Here is a 21,807-nt window from a genome sequence, read left to right on the forward strand (position 1 = left end):
CTCCCCTTATTATAATTTCTATATATAGTTTTCTATAATATTTATATATAGATCAAACAACTCTTCTACCTTTTGAGAGTTCAATCTTAATGAATCATAATAACACCTAATACTTTTCTTCTCTAGTGATATTGCTATATCGAATAAATCATAATCTATTCTTCTTAATTGCGTGCCAAATAAAATCATTGCTTCATCTGCTTTCTTATTGCTTTTAAAATAACTTAAATCATCCATAGTTATATCTTCTAAGCAATCCTGACTTGCTAGTTGCTTTGCAATTTCTACTAAATTATTGTACTTTGATATCTGTATCGTTGCTTTATAAATATTTATATTGGTCATCTGTTTTGTTGTATAAATGTTAATTATATCTGTATTGTTTATTTGGTGAATTAAGTACATATAGTAAGATAATAATATATACTCTTCATCTTCATCGAATTTTTTTAGTGCTTTTATAGTCGAATCTCTAAACTCATATTCAATATTATCTACATATATATCACTTACCTTAAAATAATCATTTGGTAAGTTTACGTAGCTATTTTCAATATTGGCTTGATTATTTATGCTACTTATATAGCGTGATAATTCCATTATAGTAGGATTGGCAAATATATCTGTTACTTTAATTTTGCTACTATACTCTCTTTGGACTATATTTAACATATTTATCAATAATAGCGAATTTCCACCCAAATCAAAAAAATTATCTTCAACTCCTATTTCGTTTATTTTTAAGATATCCTCCCAAATTTCAAGTATTTTCTTTTCTACTTCTGTACATGCAATACTGTAATCATTTTGAAGGCTAGGTCTGTGAGTATTTATCTCAGGTAGATTCTTTCTATCTTTTTTTTCATTTATGGTCCGTGGCAATTTTTCCATATATACAAATCTATCTGGTATCATGTAATGAGGAACTTTCTTAGCTAATTTTCTTTTCAAAACTGCTACATTTAACATATTCTTTGATTCATAATACGCCACTAGACTTTTATTATTATCTATAATTTTTACATCGCATATACATTGAGATATATCTTCTATTTTGCTAATATGGTTCTCTATCTCTTTTAGCTCTATTCTGTAACCCCTTAATTTAACTTGATAATCACTTCTTCCTATAAAACTAAGTTCTCCGTCTTCTGTCCATTTTACGATATCTCCTGTTTTATACAATATTTTATTTTCGTCAAAAGGACTATTTATAAATCTTTGCTTTGTAAGCTTTGTTTTCCCTAAATATCCTCTAGCTATTCCGCTTCCACTGAGATATAACTCTCCTCGTACACCCACTGGTTGTATACGCATTTTATTATCTAATACATATGCTTTTGTATTTTTTAAAGGTTTACCTATAGTTATATTTTCGTTATCTACTATTTCTTTAGTACTACACCATACGGTAGCTTCTGTTGGCCCATAAACATTATATATTTTTAAATCATTATGTTTAGTTACTTTTTGTAACTTTTCATCAAATTCTTCACCACCTACTATTAATGTTTTTAAACCACTCAAAAAATTCATTCCTAATGTATCTATCAACATGTTTAATCTTGATGGTGTAAGTTGTAATATGTCGACATGGTTTTCTCTAATTAATCTTTCTATGCTATGTGGATCTACAGTCTCTTCATGTGATGCTAAAACCATTGTTAGTCCTTTTGCTAAGGCTAAAAGAGACTCTAGTACAAATATGTCAAATGTAATAGTTGTTAATGATAATAATTTCCGCTCTTGCTTAAACTCTATTTTGTCTGTAATTGATAATATAAAACTCATCAAATTTTTATTACTTACAATTACACCCTTAGGATTTCCTGTAGAACCTGAGGTATATATTATGTAAGCATTTTGATTTAAATCGCATTTATTAATAGGCTTTATTTTGTTCTCTAGATTATCTATAAGTATATCTGTCATAACTATTTGCTTTAGTGTAAGATTAAATTTTCTATCTGTTAATGCTATATTACATCTACTATCTTTTATAATATAATCTACTCTGTCTTGAGGTACAGACATGTCAATTGGCAAGTAACTTAAACCAGCCTTTAGTACACCTAACATAGCAATTATTATAAGCTCACTTCTATCCATTACTAGCGCTACTACACCATCAATCTTTAGATTTTCTTTTATGAGGATATGCGCTATTATATCTGATCGTATTTGTAGTTCTTTATAGCTTATCGTATTAGTTTCACATTTTATTGCTATCTTTTCTGGATGTTTTATTTCTTGCTTGTTAATCATTTCTATTATATTCTCTTTAATATCCATATTACTTATAAACTGATTATTGAATCCATTCAAAATTTTGTCCTTGTCTGATTTAGATAATATATTTATATCTTTAAGTTTTATATCCTCGTTACTGTATACTACGTTTCTGATAATGTTCTCTATACTATTGAGCATATTTTCTATTGTGGTACTTTTATATAAATCTGTTGAATATTCTAATTCAATAGTTAACATGCTTTCTTCTTCTAGTACGGTCATTGTGATATCAAATTTAGATGAATACCTCTTGACTATTTGTCTTTCTCCAAAATCTAAGTTATTTATTTTTTGCAATATAAACATGACATCAAAGAGCTGACTCCTACTTAATGATGGTTTAATATCTAAATCTTGAACTACCTTGTAAAGTGGATATCCTTGATTCTCAATTGACTCAAGTAAATTATTTTTTTGATATTGCATTAAATCCCTGAATGACATATTATCTTCTATTTTACTTCTAAGTGGCAAAGTATTAACAAACATTCCTAGTGTGCTTTGTATATCTGCATGACTTCTACTTGCTATCGGTGTTCCAACTATTATATCCTGTTGCTTGGCATATCTATGTAAAAATACTAAAAATACTGATATCATAAATGAATACATCGTGCTGTTTTCAGCTAATACAATTTTATTAATTTCTCTACATAATTGATTGTCTAATTTTTTTGTAATGCTATCGCCTTTAAATGATCTTATTGGCTTTCTTGGGTAATCTGTATCTAGCCCAAGTGTAGGTATGTCTCCCTTAAAATAATCAATCCAATACTTCTTGTGCTTTTGAATGTTTTTTACTCCATGCTTTTTAATCCAAAAACTATAGTCAAGAAACGATTGGTTGTGAAATTCTTTGTTTTGGCCGTTTAGTATGGATGATAGTTTCTCTTTTATTAATTCTTGTGAACTTCCATCTAATATGATATGATGTACATCTGTAAAAAGAAACTTCTTGTCTTTAAAATCTAATATTGCTACTCTGATAAGTGGTGCTTTTTCCAAATCAAACGGCTTAACTAGCCTTGAAGCAATCTCTGCTACATTGCTCATCTCTCTTGGGTTATATATATATGTTGGAATCTCAAATATTACATCAGTGTTAATAATCTGCATTATTTGCTCATCTATAACATGAAAAGATGTTTTGAATATGTCATGCTGTGATATTAATTCTATGTACGATTGCTTTAGTTTATTTACATCTATATTTTTATTTATCTCTATCAATTCTGGAAGATTATAACTTGTCTTAGTATCTTGCATATTACTAACTATATATATACTTTTTTGACCTGCTGTTAATGGGTATTGTTTTTTATAAGTTTTAGTTAATTTCTCGTATTTATTTTTTTGAGCCCTAGCTACATAAACTACTATTTCGTTGATTGTCTCAGCTTTTAAGACATTTGCTATTGTCATATCTATATCATAAAATTTATGTAATTTCATTGCTAAATTAGCTGCATCTAAAGAGTTACCCCCATGTCTTATGAAACTTCTTCCCAAGTCTATATTCTCTATACATAATACCTGCTTTATTATTTTTAATATGCCTTTTTGATATCTGTCTATAAACTTATTTTCTTTATCCTTTTTAAAATTGATTGGATTTGGTAAAGCTTTTTTATCTATTTTCCCATTCAATATATATGGCATTTTTTCTAAATATATAAAGTAAGTTGGTATAAGATGATTGGGTAGCTCACTTGTTAATTTTTGTATAATGTTGTCTTGGTTTAATATATTTACTGCTGTATAATATCCACATAGCTGTTTTTTGTTTTCAGTTATATCTATTGCTGTTATTATTGCCTCTTTAATGGGTAGTAGCTGAATCATTGCTTGCTCAATCTCGCACGGTTCTATTCTTACCCCTTGTATTTTTATCTGTCTATCAACCCTATCTAAGCATATGAAATCATTGTTATTATTTTTAGTCCCTATATCACCAGTCTTATACAGTGTTTTATTTCCTTTAGCTGATTTTATTGTTATAAAGCTTTTTTTAGTAGCCACATAATCACAGTAATAGCCATCTGTCATATAGTTTGATTCTATATATATTTCTCCTGTATCACTCTCTTCTAGTTCATCATTCAATAAGTATAGTTTAGCACCATCAATAGGTTTACCTATTGGTATATTATCTTGCTTTATATCTTCTTTATTTGTTACATGAAAAGCTTTTATCATAGTAGTTTCAGTAGTTCCATATAAGTTTACTATCTTTATTCTATCTTCAAACACAGCATAAAAATGTTTTATATCAATTCCTTTCAACTTCTCACCTGATAACAATATATATTTCATTGATGCAAATATTTCACTATCGACCAATTCTCTTGCCATATTTACAAATAATGATTTGACCATATGTGTTAGAGTTATCTTTTCTTTATCTAACCAATTAATAAGTTTAAGAGGTCTATATATAATATCGTCATTTTCAGGTATGATAAGTTTACCTCCAGATAGCAAAGGTACAAATACATCTCTTAAATAAGCATCAAAAACAGGCGTTATAATTTGACTAACATTAAATCTCTCATCCACTTTAAATTGGTTTATTTCCCAATCTAGAAACTGTATTAGAGATGATTGTCTTCCAACAACACCTTTGGGCTTACCTGTTGTACCAGATGTAAAATATATATAACAATGTTCATTGTAAATGTAATCTATTTTTTTATTCAAAGAATACGGTGGTAATTTTTTGATATATTTATAAGATATCGTTATTATTTTGATATTTAGATCTTTTAGTAACTCACTAAGCTCTTTTTCGTAGTTATCAGTTGTAATTATTACATCACTTTTGATTTTACTTAGTATATATTTAATTCTTTCAATAGGAAATTTAGGTGAAATAGGCACAAACACCTTCCCAGATTTTATCACTCCTATGATAGAGGTAACTAGTTCTATGCTTCTGTCCATTATTAGTGCTATGTTTTTCGAATTGCATTTAATCATGTCCAATTGAGTGAAAATTTTATCTGATGATGTTTTTAGTTCTCTGTATGTTATGTGTTTTTCGCCATGTTTAATAGAGACTTTATTTGAGTGTTTATTAGCTATTTTGTCTATTCTACTATAAAGCGTCATGTTGTTCATAAAAAATACTCCTTGCATAATCTTTTGTATTATTTATTATTCTACTGACTTATTATATGCATCACACACAATATCTTTTAGATTTGAATATTTTAATAATGTATTTTTATCTAAATCATAATCATCCAAATCTATATCTAACATTCCTTCTATGGTAGCAATTAGCTTTATTGACAATAGAGAATGAAACCCTAGCTCTATTAGATTTGTGCTATCATTAATATCTTCTATGTTTATTTTGCTCCCTAAATCTTCTGTAACTATTTTTTTTATGATCTCTTTTGTTATTTTATTTATATCCTTCATATCAATACCCCCCTATCTTTTGATGTTTGACCCATTGGGTATAATAAAAATCTACATACTTTCCCTTTGAAATAGGCAAATTTCTGTATTTTGGTTTTCCGATCCGCTCAGGTATGTTTGAATTATCGTCTCTTATCTTAGCACTTACTTTATTCATATTTAATTCTCTAAAACAATACTCTATTATTTCTCTAGAAGCTAATGGTCCATATCCTATACAATGGTATTTCTCATCGATTATAATACTTATTTGGCATATTTTTTCTACCCAATTTATCATGCAAATATATGCATATCCAATTACTTTATTATTCTTAGTTTTGCGAATTATCATGTCTATCCTATCAGTGCGAATACTGTTTAATATATCTTTTAATTCCATTGATTTTTTCTCTTTGTCCATGCATTCACCATATTCTTGTGTTATCATATTTGCTGGCTTAGTTCTCAATAATTTTATGACATCAGGTATATCTTTTATTCTCATGCGTGAAATATAAAATTTATTATTATAAATCAACTCTACCAGACTCCTTATTTTTTATTTTACTGAATATTAACACATCGTGATAAGCATAGTTTTTGTAGGTATGTTTTCTTAATATTGCTTCTATATTGAATTTTAACTTTTCGCACATTTTTTTGCCTTCTATATCAAAATCATAAATCTTCATTTTTACTTTATCGTAATCATTTAAATATGTAAGTATAGTATTATAAACCTCTATGCATTCATCATTCAGTAATGCCATGTTATTGAATCTTATGTTCATAAATATAGCATCCTCATCAAATCTATCTTTCTCTAAGAGTAATAATCCTTCTCTTTTTTTATCCCTAAATAATATATAAGATTTATTACTTTTAATTATCAGTTCTCTTATCTGTCCCTCAGATAATGCCTCTGGCTTACTAGTTCCTATAAAAAAATTATTTGTGAAGTAATCTAAAATAGTACTTAAATTTTCATCATTTATTTTCACCAGTTGATAGCTCAATAACATCACCTCCAAATGAAACTCAGTTTATATAATCAACAACATGTCCATAGTAGATTGTTTCTTTGTCTAGTGCTTTACCTTCATTGCAAAATATTTCATTAACAATACTGCTATTGTAAGAGCTCTCTGTACTTACTCCATAAACACGTTTTAATCCCAAGCAACCATGCGCAAAATCAACTATATCTTCTATTGCTTTCATTAAATATGCATCTTTCACTATGTGAATTTCATTCTCTAATAAAGAACCTTTAATTTGACAATTATTATTTTCCCAATCAATATTATCTAAACAAAAAAAACCAACTACATTTCCTTTTATCTCTAATGTCAAAGCAAATATTTTTCTTTGCAATAAAAGTGTTGTTATATCAGGTTTATTCCTTTTAATTTCTTCTTTTATCTTATCCATACTAGGGATAATTTTAATTATATCTTCTTGGTTAATTATCATGTCATAATATTTGTCATATTTACTCTTATGTCTGCTTAATAAAATTTCATCTCCCATAATATTCACCTTCATTTTATCTATTTAAAAACTCATTAATTTCTTTATTAATTAAAGAATAAGTTATTGTATCCCATTTTTTTTTATTGTAAATTATATTATCTTTATCTATCATCTCTTTGCATAATCCACTTTTTCCATAAAACTCTATATCTTCTGTATCAAATTCAAATATTTCAGTTTGAATTCTTACCAATTCAGGATTTTTATCTCTTATTATATTTAAGAATTCCTTTAGCAATTTAAGTTTCATATTGTAATCTATATTTTTGATTAATTTAAATCTGAAATAACCGTGTTCACATGTATAATTATTAAATAATCCTAATCCTATTACTTTATCCTCTTTTTTTATAAGATATGTTTGTTTGCTTAATAAAAATAATTCTATTTCTTTTTCTGGTACGAATTTAGGGTATTTTGTCAAAAATAAAAACTCTGGGTCATCAAATAATAATACTGCCTCATTTATATTTTTTTTTGTTATTAATTCAAAATTCACTTATTTTCGCTCCTCATCTATTATATTTAGAATTTACGGTTACTATTAAATATAATAAATCTATATAATTTAATCCTTGTGTATATTAATAATTACTCTTTCTATTTTGTAAAAGTCATGTAAAATAGCATATACTCTTTTACATGACTTTTGTTTCTAATTATTAGTATTTAGTGTGATCATCTAAACCGTTCATTATTTCACCTCCTTATAACACATATTACATTAGAATAATGAAATTGTCGTAAATTATTATGTATATATTGAAATATTATAATGTATGTAATATGTTTTCTTTAGTATATTTTATATTTTCACCTAATTATATCATGATTTTACTTTTTTTTTCAACATAAATTTCTATTTTTTTATAAGTTTTTAATAATAATGAAATTGATTCCAATAAAAACTACTAATGTGATGTTTTTTCCAAATAAAAAAGACCATTTATAAAATGGTCTTTTCAATATTATTTTAATTCTTTTTTATATTGCTCAAACTCTTTATTATTTGCTAAAACAAAATGTCCAGGTGTTATCTCTTTAAGCTCTGGCTTATCTGTTTCATAATCATGCATACTTGGATCATATGTTATTCTCTTTCTATTTCTTTCATGTTTTGGATCTGGCTGAGGTATAGCTGATAGTAATGATTTAGTATATGGGTGCATTGGATTTTTATATAAATCCTCAGAATTAGCTAATTCAACCATCTTGCCGAAATACATTACTCCAATCCTATTAGAGAAATATTTAACTACAGATAAATCATGCGCTATAAATAGTATAGTCAATCCTAACTTCTCTTTTAGTTTGTTTAGTAGGTTTAGTACTTGAGCTTGTATCGAAACATCTAGTGCAGATATAGGCTCATCAGCTATAACTAAGTCTGGCCTAGTAATCAATGCTCTAGCTATCCCTATACGTTGTCTTTGTCCACCAGAGAACTCATGCGGATATCTTGTAGCATGCTCTTTTGTAAGACCAACAGTGTCAAGAATATCATATATCATTTCCATCATCTCATCTTCACTGTTAACCATTTTGTTTATTTTTAACCCTTCTCCTATAATCTCTTTAACTGTCATCCTAGGATTTAGAGATGCTATAGGATCTTGGAATATCATCTGTATACCTTGTGTTACTTCTCTTACTTGTGTTTTTGAAAGTTTACCTGATATCAAATTACCATTGAAGTAAACCTCTCCATCTGTAGGGTCATAAAGTCTAATTATAGAACGTCCTGTAGTGGTCTTACCACAACCTGACTCTCCAACTAGACCAAATGTCTCTCCTTTATATATCTTAAAGCTTATACCATCAACTGCCTTTACAGTTATCTTATTTTTACCACGTCCACTTGTAAAGTGCTGTTTAAGGTCTTTAACTTCTAAAACAATATCTTTTTTATCTATATTCATTATTTTTCACCTGCCTTCTTCAACTGTTTATTGATACGATTCTTTAAGTTTTCAGGCATTTCTACTTTTGGTGCATCTGGATGAAGAAGCCAAGTTGCTGCATAATGTGTATCGCTCACTTTATACATTGGAGGTTCTTCTTTGAAATCTATTTCCATAGCATATTTATTTCTAGCTGCAAAAGCATCTCCTTTAGGTGGAAATAGCATATTAGGTGGTGTTCCTGGTATTGCAAATAAATCATCATCATTATCTGTATCCATGTCTGGCATTGAAGCTAATAATCCCCATGTGTACGGATGCTTTGGATTATAGAATATTTCATCTACTGTTCCTATCTCCACTATTTTACCAGCATACATAACAGCAACTCTATCTGCAACATTAGCAACTACTCCTAAGTCATGTGTGATAAATATTACTGAAAGGTTACGCTCTTTTTGCATATCTCTAATCAATTCTAATATCTGTGATTGTATAGTAACATCTAGCGCCGTTGTAGGCTCATCACAGATTAGTACCTCAGGGTCACAGGCAAGTGCTATAGCAATAACTATTCTTTGTCTCATACCTCCAGAAAACTGGAATGGATATTGGTTATATCTTTTTTCTGGCTGTGGTATACCAACAGCTGCCATTAATTCTATTGCTTTCTTTTTTGCATCACTTTCTTTAACTTTATGCTTTAATCTTAATGTTTCCGTTATCTGTTTACCTATCTTCATTACTGGATCAAGCGAAGACATAGGATCTTGGAATATCATTGATAATTCGGATCCTCTTATTTCAGTAAACTGCTTATCGTTATAATTAATTATATCATTACCTTTATAAAGTATTTCTCCACTTTTAACGTTTGCATTTTTTGACAATATCCCTATTATTGATTTATTAGTAACAGACTTACCAGATCCTGATTCACCAACAATAGCCAGTGTTTCACCTTTATGCAAACCGAAGTCAATTCCTCTTACAGCATGAACTTCTCCCGAAAAAGTGTTGAAAGTTATATATAAATCTTTAACTTCTAATATCTTTTCTTTATTCTTCATAATAACAACCTCACTTCTATTGTCCTCTTTGTGTTGGATCAAATGCATCTCTTAAACCATTACCAAATAAGTTAAATGCTATCATTAATATAGATATCAAAATAGCAGGGTATAGTGTCAAATACGGATATGTTAAAAGCTCTTTCTGTCCTTCCGCAAGCAAAACTCCTATTGATGGCTCTGGTGCTTGTAATCCTAGTCCTAAATATGCTAGGAATGATTCTGAAAATATAGCTAATGGTATCGATAATGTAGCTCTAGTTATTATAGGACCTATTGCATTAGGTAAGATATGCCTAAATATCAATGTTCTATCCTTCGCTCCCATTGTCCTTGATGCTAGTACATATTCTTGTCTTTTGTATTTATAGAACTGTCCTCTTATGATATAGTTCATTCCAACCCAACCTGTTAAAACCATGGCTATAGCAAGTGAGAATATACCAGCGCCCCAGTACATAATAAAGAGTATTATTATGACCAGTTGTGGAATAGATACAAGTATCTCAACGATTCTTTGCATAATCATATCTGTCCACCCACCGTAATAAGCTGATATAGAACCATAAGTAACACCGATTATTAAATTTATAATTACAGCCAAAAATGCAATAAATAACGAAATCCTCGAACCTCTCCAAAGACGTGTCCACTGATCTCTACCTAGATAATCGCTTCCTAGCCAAAAATAAACATCTTCTGCTTTATTTAGTTTATACATGTCTATTTTTGCTTTCACCATTTCAATTCCTCTTACCTTATAGGTGTCATAAGTCTTTACAACAGCACCCTTGTAAAATGTATCTAATGTATCTTTCCTTACTGGGATAATAGTTGTTCCATCGCATATACCATATTTCTCTAGTATCGGTATTCTTGGTGGCATATATGTCAAATCTATACGTTGCTCTCTATAAGAGTATTTATTAAATGATGGTCCTATTATAGCCATTAATATAACTATAGCTATAAATATAAACGAAACAATTGCGGCTTTGTTTTTACAGAAACGAATCATTGCATCTTTAAAAAATCCAATAGGTTTTGTTTCAAAATTTGTATCCTTGATATCTTCTTGCAACTGTACAAAATTAAAATCTTTAGGGTCTATTTTTATATTCTTATTCATTACTTTCTACCTCCAATACGAATACGAGGATCAATTATACCATATGATAAGTCCACTAGTAATATAGAAGATAAGGAAATAAGTGAATAGAAAAACAGTATTCCTATAGTTAATGAATGGTCATGTGCATTTATTGAAGTCACCATTGCTCCACCCATTCCAGGAATCGCGAATATCTTTTCAACAACAAGTGAACCAAATATAAGTCCTGTAAACATCGGTATTATTATGTTTGCAAGAGGTATAAAAGAATTACGGATAGCATGTCTAACAGTTGCTTGTACATTTGTAAGTCCTTTTGCTCTAGCTAACAGCATATATTCTGAATTTAGTGCTTCACATAACTCTGCTCTTACATATCTTGTAACTGTGGCTATTCCTCCAAATGATAGTGCTAATATAGGAAGTATCATAGAATAGAATTTAGCCCAAGATATACCATCACCAATATTTAATGTTAAAGGGAACCATCCCCACTTGAATGCTAAGAAATATTGCATTACCGATGCAAATACGAAACTCGGGACTGAAATAAATAATATAACCCAAAACGATATAAAATGATCAGAAAATCTATTCTTTCTCAGTGCTGCTATTATACCTAAAATCATCCCTAAAGGTATTATCAGTATTAACGCAAACACATTCAACTGCATCGTTATAGGTAGTTTTAATTTAATATATTCAAATACTCCCATTTTAGGTCTTACTTTCATTGATACCCCTGGATCTAACTTAATAAAGTCTTTTATAAAGTATCCATACTGCACAATCAAAGGGTCGTTTAAATGATATTTGTCTTCCAGTGCTTTTTTTATATCTTCAGGTAATTTTGGGTTATCTATTGGACTCCCCGGCATCATCCTAACTACAAAAAAAGATAAACTAATAATAATAAATAATGTCAATAATAATGCCACTACTCTTTGTAGTGTATATCTAAGCATAAGCTATTACTCCTCTCAATAGCAAAGTTTTAAACTGTTAAACTATTAAACTGTTAAATATGTTACTATAATTTATTTTATATTACGATTTTGTAATTTATTTTCTTCATACTATTAGTGCTTACAGCATGGACTGTAAGCACTATTGTTAAAGACTCTTTTATTAATATTTTTTAATCAACTATATCAGCTTGTAACATACCAAATCCTGCACCTGGTACATATAGTCCATCTTTTGTTTTTAACTTCATTCTATCAGAGAAAATGCATGGTAACTCAAAACCTGCTACTGGTTGTGTTGAATAATTTGAAATCAACATGTTTTCAAGCTCCGCTAATGCTTCTCTTCTTTCTTTCTTCTTAGTAGCTAAATCTCCTGTTAAACATCTATCCAATAACTTGTCAAATTCAGCATTTCTGAAACTGTTAGATTTGTCTGGAGCATCTGTTTTATATCCTACAAACCATAACCATGGGTTAAATCTACTTTCATATGAGAATGAGAAGTTTGTTTGGTAATCTCCTTTTTTAACATTCTCGCTTTGTACTTGGAATGGTACAGATCTTAAAGAAATTTCAAATTTATCTTTTCCAAATAAATTTTCATAGTTTTCTTGTAAAAATTCTGCTGTTTTCTTTAATCTATCATTTTCTTCGTAGTAACTAATCTCTAGTTTGATTTTCTTGTTTTTGTTTGCAGCATAAGCTTTATCAAATAATTCTTTTGCTAATTTTTTATCATAAGCTGGATGATTTGCTTCAACTGATTTTCCTTCTGCTGTATTTCTATACATTTCTCCAGTTTCATAATCAGTTATATAAGCTTTTGTTACTAAGTAATTTACTGATGTTCCTGTTCTAAATATTCCTTTACCTATACTTTCTCTGTCCATACCTACAAATAAAGCTTTTCTGAAATCTTTATTTGCTAATATAGGGTTTTCTTTACTATCAGTATTAATTTCAAATCCAAAAATCGTGATAGCTGGAGCATATCTTACTCTAGGATCATTTCTGTATTTGTCTACTTTAGCACCACGGATATTTGCGTAGTCTATTTCGCCATTTTCAAACATTCTTAACTCTGTTTCAGCATCTTCAATAACTCTCTCTGTTATTTCGTCTGGAACATAAACTTCAGCAAGTGGAGAATCTGGATTCTTCACATATTTTCTATTCATATCTTGCTTCCACTCAGCTAATTTAAATGGACCTGCAACACATTTAGGAGTTTTATCCATATCAATACCATACTTTGTTTCGCTTCTGTCTTCGTTCATATTTGCTTCATATAAACCTTTGTGTACTGGTGCTGTAACAACATTTCTAAACTGTGTTATAAAATCAGCGTTAGATATTGGATTTGCTAACTCAATTGTGAATGTTAAATCATCAACTTTCTTGATTCCAACTTCTTCCCATTTACATTTGCCTAAGAAGTATTTTTTACCATTAACTACAGGTATGTTGTCTGTCAAAACAGTAGAGTTTACATTTTTAAGTTTTGGATCTATTAGCATCTTATATGAGTAAATGTAAGCATCAGCATTAACTGGTGTTCCATCGTCATATTTAAGACCTTCTCTTAACTTAAATGTCCACACTTTACCAGTTTCATCAACTGTAGGTATCTCTTTACAGTGATTAGGGAATAATTCATAGCCATCACCAGCTTCATTTAATATAATATCAATTGGAGTACCACAGAACCTTTTAGCTGTTGACTGGTTGTCACCTAATGTTGTATTATGTGGATTTAGTGTATTAACTTTTCCACCTGTTAATCTTAAAACCTTAGGTCCTTTTGCTTCTTCTTTTTCATCTTTTCCTTCTTGATTTTGCTCATTTTTCTTGTTGTCGTTTTTTGGCTCATCAACCTTGCCTTTGTCACCACAACCTACAAAAAGAGACATCATCATTGCCATAGCTAATACTATAACTAGGACTTTTTTAAAATTTTTCATTATTCTCTATTCCTCCTTATTTATTGATTGTTTCAGCTGTTTGCTGTTATTATACTAGCATATTTTTGTACTGTATGTCAATCATATGTATTCTTAACAAATTGTAAACTTTTTTAATAATTAAATTCACATGTTAATATATATGATTTTTTGCTTTAATAATTTAAAATATAACTACAATCACATTAATTTTTCTTATATACAGAATATTTTGGATACATAATGACAAAAAGTTAATTTACTAATTTTATTATTTATTGTATAATAAACTTTGGAGCCTATTTATTTGGCTTTGTTGATTTTTGTTAGTTTTTGGAGAAAAGAACAAATATTTTAGTTTTATTTTTGAGTATATAGTTTTATAATAAATAACCTTATAAAGGAGATTAAAATGACAAAAATTATTGTAGGCATATTATCTACTATATTTATTACATTATATTTAATTATGTGCAATGAATATGCACTTTTTTTACGAATATCTAATGCATTTTTTATTTTGGGTATGATTTATTTTTGTATATCGTTTGCTTTTTACGTTAGAAATTTAGGTTTCTTTAAATCTTTTACGTATTTTTTCTATAAGAGAAAGCAGGTAAAGCTAAGAAATCATAAAGTAATTGACAAGAACGAAAAAATTAAAGAACTACATGAATATTGTACTGAAAAATATAATTACAAATTTGAATATAAATTGTTACTACTAACTTCTATACTACTATTAATTATTTCAGGTATATTTGCTTATATAAGTCATAAATAATTTTATCATAAAAAAAAGTAAGGGTAAATCCCTTACTTTTTTTATATTTTTCCAAATTTTTGATACAGTTCCTTAGTCTTTTCATTTAATCGTTTGGATAAAGCGCTCATCCATGGTGGTTTATCTTCAATATTGACCAACATGGCTTTTCTTATATTAATATACTTATATAGTTTTGAGAATCTTATTATCATACTTGATTTGTTTAATAGTTTATCTTCTAATTTACGGATGGACTTATATCCATCTATAAAGTTACCTTTAAAACTTAATAGTTGCTTTTCACTCACTGACTCTGATAACTCTTCATAGAAATTTTCTATAAAATTAACTACATCTGTTATATACCAATGATACATCATATCCCCAAAATCTATTACGCTAATTTTATTATTTTTTTCATCATAGAATAAATTATCTAGTTCGTAATCAAAATGTACTAGTCCATAATTACTTGTATCTTTATCTAATGAGTTAAAAAAATTCTCTAGTATTTGTATTTCTTTATTTATATTGCTATCGTTTATATCTTTATCTGTTAGATACTTCTTGATATCGCTAATACAATCTTTATAGGTTTTAATTTTATCTCTTCTCTCATATTTGACACTTAATTCATGTAAATTGGCTAATGTTTTTCCCATTTCAAATAGTATGTCATCAGTTAAAGTTATTTTGTCTAATCTTTTCCCATTAACTCTACTGAAAACACTCCCATTATATTTACCCCATTTAGTATCAAGTTCTTCTATTATATTATTATTTTTTGAGTTTATAATATCAGCTACTGGGAAGTTATTTGCTTTTAAAAATTGTATAAATTCTAACTCTCTTTCTACTAAATCTGAACTAGTTTCTTGACTTGGAAAAAATCTTAATATTCTAATCTCCCCATCCTTGGTAAATGGATAGATGGCACTTGATGAGATTCTATATTGATTCATGATTTCCATATTATCTATATCATAATCCCAATTCTTTAGCATAGTTACTGCTAACTCTCTATTATCAACTAAATATCTTAAATTCATCATAGGTTTTTTCTCCTTTTAATTTCTATTTTAAATGGATATATTAACCTCTTGTATCATACGACATTTCATGTCAATCACCTCTTCGAAAATTATATTTATACTATTCTTTAAGTATATCATTTTTTACCTTTTATCTATCGTAATTTTCGTATTTAAGTTAACTATCATTATAATTATAAACAATACTACACTCGCAACTATTGCTATTATTTTAAATGCATATATCAAACTATATTGATCTCCTAATTTCCCTATTAGAGGGAATAATAAAATCATGAACAAGCTAAAAGCCATACTTTGAAAAGATAGTATTGTCGCTCTTTGCTCGCTAGGTATCAATCTATTTATATAATCACTTATCACAACATATAATATAGACTCAACTGCTATGAGACATACGAAGGATATCTCTGTTATCCTGATAATAGTTATACCCCAAAGACTTAATATTCCTAGCAAAGGCATAACTGTCAGTATTCCTCTAAACCCAAACCTTTTCTCTATTTTATGAGCTTTAGTTGCTGCAAATGCAGCCGTCAATGCAGAAATAGAAAGTATTATACCTATATTCAACTCATTTCTACCTAGCCCTTTAAAATAATTTTGTATATAAAAGAATTCTGTTGTTACAAATGTAGAGTATATCTCTGCAGTTATTATCAAAAATGCAATTCTACTATCACTTTTTATAACTCTTATACTTTTCATAACTTGATCTAAAAATGTTTTGAATCTACTATCGCTCTTTTGTATTTTCCCTATTGTAGGTTCTGTAAATGTTAATGATTGCAGTAGTGTAATTACTGCAAATGCTAATGCTAGCATGTAAACATAATTATAACTTATTGTCCCTAAATATCCACCAACGACAAGTGCTATAGAACTAGATGCCTGATAAAATATTTCTTTTTTGCCCGATATCTTCATGTACGTATTTTCTTCGTTTATTTCCTTTAACGAATCATATATCAATGCATCTCCTGCACCTGATTCCAAGTTATTGCCTATAGCTGTAATAATAAAACTTAGCGCAAAATAATATACATTATTACCAATAAGCATTATAACTACACTTATCACTCGTGCTACACTTGAAAGAACTCTTGAAGTTTTTCTGCCATAAATATCAGCAATAACTCCTGTTGGTATCTCCATTGTGAAAGATGTAATATGATAAATTGACTCCATAATTCCTATCTCCATCAGGTTCAATCCCTTAAATGCTAGATACAGCATCCATATACCACCTGTTAAATTGAAGCTACTTAAAAATGTATATAAATAATTCTTTTTTACATTATTCTTTAGTTTTCTTGTATTAATCAACATAAATTGTTCTCCTCCATTCCAAAAGAAGACAACTAAAAAACCAGGCAACTTAGATGCCTGGTTTAGCTATTCTAACTCACTTAATCATTCTATAATATTAAAAATAGACGCACTTCTCCCTTGGTATAAATAAAGTATGAATTATTCCACAAAATGCCAGTGGAAGCCTATCTAAAATTATAGAATGTGTGAGTTTTGACTTCATTAGTTTATCTCCTTATATATTAACATACACTCTCATTGTAACAGTCACTGAATTTTCTGTCAATTAGCTATTTTTTTACAACTCCATTTACTTCAATAAACTATTAATTTCATTTATCTTATCACTAATATCTTTAAATTCATTCTCTAATAATTCTTTATCCTCATCATTACTATTTTCAAAGCAAAGTTTCCCCTGTATGAATGAACGTTTTATCTGGAGTGTCGCTAATTCTGCTTTTAGATTTTTGTACTCATGTTTTTTATCATTTTTATTATTTTCTGTTTTATAATTTACATACTCATCGTACGAGCCATCAAATTTGTTGATTTGTTTATCTTTTATCTCTACTATTTTATTAGCTATTCTCTTTATAAAATATAGATCATGGCTAACAAACAAAATTGTTCCCTTATATTGATGTAATGCTCTCTCTAGACATTCTTTTGAAATTATGTCCATATAATTTGTTATCTCATCTAACACTAATACATTGTTCTTTTTTAACAGTAGTTTTACAAATGCAACACGGCATTTTTCACCCATACTTAAATCTTTTATCTTTGTGAACACTTTATCTCTTTTAAATAAGAAGCAAGCTAATACTTTCCTAATTTCACCTTGCTCCATATCATGTACTCTTACTTCCTCGTATATATTATTGTCTTGGTTTAATAAATCAAGTTCCTGTGAAAAATAACCTATAGAAACACTCGGACTTTTCTTTATATTGCCATTCGTAGGCTTTAATTCATCTACTAACAACTTTAGAATCGTTGATTTTCCTGATCCATTTTCTCCAATTAAAGCTACCTTTACATTTCTCTCTATATTGATATTTATATCTTTTAGTACTTCTTTATCTCCAAAGCTCTTGCTCATATTTTCTATTCGAATTACTATTTTGGGTAGAGATGTATTGCCTATAAAATGATTTAATCTGTCAAATGCTAAACTAGGATCATCTTCTGGTTTTTCTACTCTGTTTCGTTTTATTTTTTCTAATCTCTTTTGAGCGTTTTTCATTACATTAACATGTTTCTTCGCTTTACTTCTATAAAAATCATGCTGCCCAGCTTCTTTATGTGCTATAGCATAGTTACGTTTTTTTTGATCTATGATACTCTCAATGTGAGCTATCTCTCTTTTTTGTTTATTATATATATTTGACTTAGTTAAATTTTCGTGCTCTTTTTGCATCTTAAAATCATCATAAGTACCTGTATACTCGTTTAATTTATGCTTTGTTAGCTCAAACACTTTTTTTACTACAGAGTTCATAAAATCTCTATCATGAGAAATAAATATATACGTCTTAGTAGAAGAATTAATTATTTTTTTTAATATTTCAATCGTCTCTATATCTAAGTGGTTAGTAGGTTCATCTAATATAAATATATCTGCGTTAGTAGTCAATGTTTTCAATAAATATAGCTTAGTTTTTTCACCACCACTTAAATCTTTTGTACTCATAGCCATTGTTTTTTTATTCGATTCGAAGCTATTGATTAACAGCTTTATATTTTTTATAAACGTTATGCTATCATTAACACTACTAATATTCTTTCTTATGTCACTTATTGTTTGCGCCATTTCCGTATTACTATAATCAATTTCTTGAGGCATATATGAAATTCTCAATTTATCTAGTCCATTTATAGTACCTTTATCTTTATCTTCAATACCTAACAATATCTTAATCAGTGTTGTTTTTCCTACTCCATTATTTCCTATTAGTCCTATTCTTTCTCCTTGAAAAACAGAACATGATATATCTTTAAATATAATTTTTCCATCATAACTTTTACAAATATTATTTAAATACAACATAAAAAAACCCCTTTCTAAACATAGGGGTAGACAAAACAATCTATTATATATATTACAAAATTCGTAACCACATAATATGTTCTCCTACCACCTAAAATTTAAACATAACAACAGACAACACAAACAAACATCTAAATTGATGTTAGAAAAAATAGTCGTAAGTTATTAAAATTTTAGCATCTTAGTAAAATTACATATTATTTAATCATGTTCGTGTGGTTACCTCCATTTCTATTATTTTATTTATATTATAAGTGATGTTTGCTTGTATTGTCAATCACTTATAGTTTCATATTTATTTAGACCATGTTTAGGCAACTGTCCATCATAACCTTTAATACCATGCTTTTTAGATTCTCTCTCCAATTCTTTGTATAGAACAAGTCTATTATCTAACAGCACAATCTTATATGGTAATATCTCTGCTAATTTTTCTCTATCTCTTATTGATACTGTTTCTATTTTTACACTACCTTCATTTATTTCTTTGCTCTTAAGATATTCTTTAATAATGGCTCTGCCATAATCAACATCATAAGACACACCAATAATATCCCCTTGTTTATCTCTTACTATTCTGTATGTCTTAATTCCCATAACCTGTTTAAAACCATCTTCTATTGCTTTTGAGTTAGTTAAAAGCATTTCGAGAATTCCCATATTATATTCCTCCTTTACATTATACTTAACCATTAACACAATATTATTCGAATTAGTAGACTCAAGTAATATTTATTGAAGCACTCAATCTTCAAAACATACGTATGTGTAAAATAAATCAATTAGAAATTATTGATATTTTTCTAGAACATTTTATCAAATTTTAGTACAATTATGTTATACAATTAAGAAACTAGGAGCGTATAATATGATATTTAAAACAAAACCTTTGAAAACTATATTATACACATCATCAACTCCTCTTGAGGATATGAAGATTGAAAATGTATATAATAGAAACAAAAACAAATCTTTAATTAAACCTGTGTTGTTCTGTAGGTATATTGGATATAAAGGTGATGAACAAAGCTACTATCAAAGGCTACAGGACATAGATTATCATTTAATTAATAGCACTGTTAATTATGTAAAAATCACCGAAGGTCTTGATAGAACATTTAACAATGATGAAGTTCACAAATACAAACAAATTATAGACTCATATATGAAATTAGAATCAATTACTCCATTTAATCCATTATGTTTAATCAGTTTTGATCTAGGGCTAGTTATAGCAGATGATATATTAGAATGGACTAAAAAACTTGAATTTAGAAAAATATTAACCTTGTTTAGAAAAAATAACCCACATACCAATTCTACTGTTATTAGAAATTTCGGTATCAAGATATTAATATGGATGGACATATACATAAAAAAGCTATTCACAGAAAAAGTATCATCAGCACCAAAATTGATTTATTATGGAAGTATAAAAGAACATGAATATTATTTTTTAATTCTATTGTCTAAGCTAGGCTGTGATATACTATATATTAATCCTAAAGATGATATTCGTTTTTCAAGGAGCATATTAGAATACTCTACACTAACAATCAATAGATGTTTTACTAATAGTATTATCCCTTTTCCTCAACAAAAAGAAAATAATGTTACATCACAAAAAGTAACTAAGCCTATACATAATAATCAAGAAACTACTAACAATATACATATTTCAAGTCAAAACACTTTACACCAAAACACAGCAACAAATTCTAAGATAGAAAAATCGTATGAAGAATTAGCTAAACTTTCTACTTCTATAGTAATGATAAAAGTATACAATAAAAACAAAAAAGTTATCGGTGGTGGTTCTGGTGTAGTTATTAAAAACAATGGTTATATTATTACTAATTTTCACGTAGTGAGAAAAGGGTTTTATTTTGGCGTATTGTTTGAAAATGACGAGACGGAGTATCTTGCAACTAATATAATAAAATACCATACTGACTTTGATTTGGCGTTATTGAAAGTAGAAAGAAATTGTACTTTTGTCCCACTTAATGACAAAGCACTAGTAAGAGGACAAAAAATCATCACTATTGGAAGCCCTCTAGGCTTGTTTAACACCATATCTGAAGGTATAGTATCTGGCTTTAGAAGTTTTGATGACAATAAAATGATTCAAATAACTGCCCCTATGTCTGCTGGTAGCTCTGGTGGAGCACTTATTGATTTATATGGCAACTTGGTAGGAATAACTACTGCTGGTTATAATGAAGGGCAAAATCTAAATCTCGCTGTTCCAGCAGAATATATAAAATTCTTTGCAAATCAATATTTGTCATCAAGATAGCAGACTGTAGTAAAAATTCAAGATAAATGCGTGTTAAAATTGAGTAGCAGAGCTTACTTAGAGATAAGTGAGCAACGGAAATTTAAACACAACGCAGAAATTGGGC

At 28.5% G+C, this 21,807-nt stretch carries 17 protein-coding genes; 2 read left to right on the forward strand and 15 right to left on the reverse strand.

The features are described 5' to 3' along the window. Positions 1 to 18: 18 nt before the first annotated feature. From P3X86_RS19325 to P3X86_RS19375, 11 genes are all read right to left on the reverse strand, one after another. Positions 19 to 5,409 (reverse strand): amino acid adenylation domain-containing protein, encoded by a 5,391-nt coding sequence (locus P3X86_RS19325; RefSeq protein ID WP_483294379.1) that lies wholly within the window; start codon positions 5,407 to 5,409, stop codon positions 19 to 21. Positions 5,410 to 5,445: 36 nt separating this feature from the next. Continuing rightward, entirely contained in the window at positions 5,446 to 5,715 is a 270-nt protein-coding gene (locus tag P3X86_RS19330; protein WP_483294380.1) for an acyl carrier protein, read from the reverse strand. A 1-nt stretch (position 5,716) separates the two neighbouring features. Continuing rightward, positions 5,717 to 6,235, reverse strand: coding sequence for a GNAT family N-acetyltransferase (locus P3X86_RS19335; RefSeq protein WP_483294381.1), 519 nt, complete (start codon positions 6,233 to 6,235; stop codon positions 5,717 to 5,719). Beyond that, positions 6,225 to 6,713: a hypothetical protein gene (locus P3X86_RS19340; RefSeq protein WP_483294382.1), complete on the reverse strand. Its 489-nt coding sequence runs from the start codon at positions 6,711 to 6,713 to the stop codon at positions 6,225 to 6,227. Before P3X86_RS19340 ends, P3X86_RS19335 begins: the two co-directional genes overlap by 11 nt. Before the next feature lie 22 nt (positions 6,714 to 6,735). Then, positions 6,736 to 7,227 carry a hypothetical protein gene (locus P3X86_RS19345; protein ID WP_483294383.1) on the reverse strand — a complete coding sequence of 164 codons (492 nt, stop codon included), beginning with the start codon at positions 7,225 to 7,227 and terminating at the stop codon, positions 6,736 to 6,738. Positions 7,228 to 7,243: 16 nt separating this feature from the next. Further along, a complete protein-coding gene (locus P3X86_RS19350; RefSeq protein ID WP_483294384.1) occupies positions 7,244 to 7,729 on the reverse strand; it encodes a hypothetical protein in 486 nt (161 codons plus the stop codon). 469 nt (positions 7,730 to 8,198) lie between these two features. Beyond that, positions 8,199 to 9,149, reverse strand: coding sequence for an ABC transporter ATP-binding protein (locus P3X86_RS19355; RefSeq protein ID WP_483294385.1), 951 nt, complete (start codon positions 9,147 to 9,149; stop codon positions 8,199 to 8,201). Further along, positions 9,149 to 10,201, reverse strand: coding sequence for an ABC transporter ATP-binding protein (locus P3X86_RS19360; protein WP_483294386.1), 1,053 nt, complete (start codon positions 10,199 to 10,201; stop codon positions 9,149 to 9,151). Before P3X86_RS19360 ends, P3X86_RS19355 begins: the two co-directional genes overlap by 1 nt. 16 nt (positions 10,202 to 10,217) lie before the next feature. Beyond that, on the reverse strand, positions 10,218 to 11,330 hold the full coding sequence (locus tag P3X86_RS19365; protein ID WP_483294387.1) for an ABC transporter permease: 1,113 nt from the start codon (positions 11,328 to 11,330) through the stop codon (positions 10,218 to 10,220). Next, the gene (locus tag P3X86_RS19370) at positions 11,330 to 12,277 is read right to left on the reverse strand and encodes an ABC transporter permease (RefSeq protein WP_483294388.1); all 948 of its coding nucleotides are present in this window, start codon (positions 12,275 to 12,277) and stop codon (positions 11,330 to 11,332) included. Before P3X86_RS19370 ends, P3X86_RS19365 begins: the two co-directional genes overlap by 1 nt. A 173-nt stretch (positions 12,278 to 12,450) precedes the next feature. Further along, entirely contained in the window at positions 12,451 to 14,241 is a 1,791-nt protein-coding gene (locus P3X86_RS19375) for a peptide ABC transporter substrate-binding protein (protein ID WP_483294389.1), read from the reverse strand. Positions 14,242 to 14,632: 391 nt separating this feature from the next. Between P3X86_RS19375 and P3X86_RS19380 the strand changes: the two genes are divergently transcribed. Continuing rightward, the gene (locus P3X86_RS19380) at positions 14,633 to 15,004 is read left to right on the forward strand and encodes a DUF3899 domain-containing protein (protein WP_483294390.1); all 372 of its coding nucleotides are present in this window, start codon (positions 14,633 to 14,635) and stop codon (positions 15,002 to 15,004) included. Positions 15,005 to 15,045: 41 nt separating this feature from the next. Here P3X86_RS19380 and P3X86_RS19385 read toward each other — a convergent pair whose 3' ends face one another. The 4 genes from P3X86_RS19385 to P3X86_RS19400 all read right to left on the reverse strand — a co-directional run bounded on the left by P3X86_RS19385 (position 15,046) and on the right by P3X86_RS19400 (position 20,062). After that, positions 15,046 to 16,038, reverse strand: coding sequence for a phosphotransferase enzyme family protein (locus P3X86_RS19385; RefSeq protein ID WP_483294391.1), 993 nt, complete (start codon positions 16,036 to 16,038; stop codon positions 15,046 to 15,048). A gap of 123 nt (positions 16,039 to 16,161) precedes the next feature. Beyond that, complete coding sequence (locus P3X86_RS19390) at positions 16,162 to 17,367, reverse strand: MFS transporter (protein WP_483294392.1); 1,206 nt, start codon at positions 17,365 to 17,367, stop codon at positions 16,162 to 16,164. A gap of 292 nt (positions 17,368 to 17,659) precedes the next feature. Next, positions 17,660 to 19,402, reverse strand: coding sequence for a ribosomal protection-like ABC-F family protein (gene abc-f, locus P3X86_RS19395; protein WP_483294393.1), 1,743 nt, complete (start codon positions 19,400 to 19,402; stop codon positions 17,660 to 17,662). 273 nt (positions 19,403 to 19,675) lie between these two features. Beyond that, entirely contained in the window at positions 19,676 to 20,062 is a 387-nt protein-coding gene (locus P3X86_RS19400) for a hypothetical protein (RefSeq protein WP_483294394.1), read from the reverse strand. A 208-nt stretch (positions 20,063 to 20,270) separates the two neighbouring features. Here P3X86_RS19400 and P3X86_RS19405 point away from each other — a divergent pair, with 208 nt between their 5' ends. Further along, a complete protein-coding gene (locus P3X86_RS19405) occupies positions 20,271 to 21,701 on the forward strand; it encodes a YceG family protein (protein ID WP_483294395.1) in 1,431 nt (476 codons plus the stop codon). Positions 21,702 to 21,807: the final 106 nt, after the last annotated feature.

It is taken from the genome of Abyssisolibacter sp. ZYX002 (assembly GCF_056892235.1).

What these genes read in the sequence shown, in the direction of transcription:
- P3X86_RS19360 (WP_483294386.1), bottom strand. Translation starts at nt 10,201, where the DNA reads ATGAAGAATAAAGAAAAGATATTAGAAGTTAAAGATTTATATATAACT.
- P3X86_RS19400 (WP_483294394.1), bottom strand. Translation starts at nt 20,062, where the DNA reads ATGGGAATTCTCGAAATGCTTTTAACTAACTCAAAAGCAATAGAAGAT.
- P3X86_RS19390 (WP_483294392.1), bottom strand. Translation starts at nt 17,367, where the DNA reads ATGTTGATTAATACAAGAAAACTAAAGAATAATGTAAAAAAGAATTAT.
- P3X86_RS19345 (WP_483294383.1), bottom strand. Translation starts at nt 7,227, where the DNA reads ATGGGAGATGAAATTTTATTAAGCAGACATAAGAGTAAATATGACAAA.
- P3X86_RS19330 (WP_483294380.1), bottom strand. Translation starts at nt 5,715, where the DNA reads ATGAAGGATATAAATAAAATAACAAAAGAGATCATAAAAAAAATAGTT.
- P3X86_RS19325 (WP_483294379.1), bottom strand. Translation starts at nt 5,409, where the DNA reads ATGAACAACATGACGCTTTATAGTAGAATAGACAAAATAGCTAATAAA.
- P3X86_RS19355 (WP_483294385.1), bottom strand. Translation starts at nt 9,149, where the DNA reads ATGAATATAGATAAAAAAGATATTGTTTTAGAAGTTAAAGACCTTAAA.
- abc-f (WP_483294393.1), bottom strand. Translation starts at nt 19,402, where the DNA reads ATGTTGTATTTAAATAATATTTGTAAAAGTTATGATGGAAAAATTATA.
- P3X86_RS19380 (WP_483294390.1), top strand. Translation starts at nt 14,633, where the DNA reads ATGACAAAAATTATTGTAGGCATATTATCTACTATATTTATTACATTA.
- P3X86_RS19385 (WP_483294391.1), bottom strand. Translation starts at nt 16,038, where the DNA reads ATGATGAATTTAAGATATTTAGTTGATAATAGAGAGTTAGCAGTAACT.
- P3X86_RS19370 (WP_483294388.1), bottom strand. Translation starts at nt 12,277, where the DNA reads ATGCTTAGATATACACTACAAAGAGTAGTGGCATTATTATTGACATTA.
- P3X86_RS19375 (WP_483294389.1), bottom strand. Translation starts at nt 14,241, where the DNA reads ATGAAAAATTTTAAAAAAGTCCTAGTTATAGTATTAGCTATGGCAATG.
- P3X86_RS19405 (WP_483294395.1), top strand. Translation starts at nt 20,271, where the DNA reads ATGATATTTAAAACAAAACCTTTGAAAACTATATTATACACATCATCA.
- P3X86_RS19365 (WP_483294387.1), bottom strand. Translation starts at nt 11,330, where the DNA reads ATGAATAAGAATATAAAAATAGACCCTAAAGATTTTAATTTTGTACAG.